Genomic DNA, 768 nt, shown 5'->3' on the forward strand with positions numbered 1-768 from the left:
CCGTTCCCATGCCGAACACGGAAGTTAAGCGTCTCAGCGCCGAAAGTAGTTGGGGGTTCTCCCCCTGTGAGGATAGGACGTTGCCAGGCTACATATTGGAGGATTAGCTCAGCTGGGAGAGCACCTGCCTTACAAGCAGGGGGTCGGCGGTTCGATCCCGTCATCCTCCACCATTACACCTGCCGGTGTAGCTCAGTTGGTAGAGCATCTGACTTGTAATCAGAGGGTCGAGGGTTCGAATCCTTTCGCCGGCACCACTTGATCTTTTTAAAAGTCTACCGCTAGAAATTATACCTTGCCGGGGTGGCGGAATTGGTAGACGCACAGGACTTAAAATCCTGCGAGGGTTTCCTCGTGCCGGTTCAAGTCCGGCCCTCGGTACCATTAATATTTTCCCTATGATGATTATTCGTCTCGCACCCTTAGCTCAGCTGGATAGAGCGTTAGACTACGAATCTAAAGGCCGGGAGTTCGAATCTCTCAGGGTGCACCATTTTTTGACGGGAAGTAGCTCAGCTTGGTAGAGCACTTGGTTTGGGACCAAGGGGTCGCAGGTTCGAATCCTGTCTTCCCGACCATCATCACTTTTATGGGGCCTTAGCTCAGCTGGGAGAGCGCCTGCCTTGCACGCAGGAGGTCAGCGGTTCGATCCCGCTAGGCTCCACCATTTTTATTTTTACAGACGAACTTTGAAAACTGAACGATGAGGCAAAAAAAGTTTTACAATTTTTGAATGAAGCGCAAGCTTCGTCAATTTAAGAGCTATAT

6 tRNA genes and 1 rRNA gene are annotated in these 768 nt (G+C 50.8%); all 7 read left to right on the forward strand.

The window, feature by feature from the left end:
* Nucleotides 1-89 (forward strand): 5S ribosomal RNA (gene rrf, locus KNP03_RS13410); the annotation flags it as partial.
* Nucleotides 90-97: 8 nt separating this feature from the next.
* A tRNA-Val gene (locus tag KNP03_RS13415) sits at nt 98-173 on the forward strand.
* A gap of 8 nt (nt 174-181) precedes the next feature.
* A tRNA-Thr gene (locus KNP03_RS13420) sits at nt 182-257 on the forward strand.
* Between the two features lie 40 nt (nt 258-297).
* Nucleotides 298-384 (forward strand) — tRNA-Leu (locus KNP03_RS13425).
* Between the two features lie 32 nt (nt 385-416).
* Nucleotides 417-493 (forward strand) — tRNA-Arg (locus KNP03_RS13430).
* An 8-nt stretch (nt 494-501) separates the two neighbouring features.
* Nucleotides 502-578 (forward strand) — tRNA-Pro (locus tag KNP03_RS13435).
* Between the two features lie 13 nt (nt 579-591).
* Nucleotides 592-667: transfer RNA gene (locus KNP03_RS13440), tRNA-Ala, on the forward strand.
* Nucleotides 668-768: the final 101 nt, after the last annotated feature.

The sequence above is a fragment of the Exiguobacterium algae genome, from assembly GCF_018617875.1.
Taxonomy (GTDB): Bacteria; Bacillota; Bacilli; order Exiguobacteriales; family Exiguobacteriaceae; genus Exiguobacterium; species Exiguobacterium algae.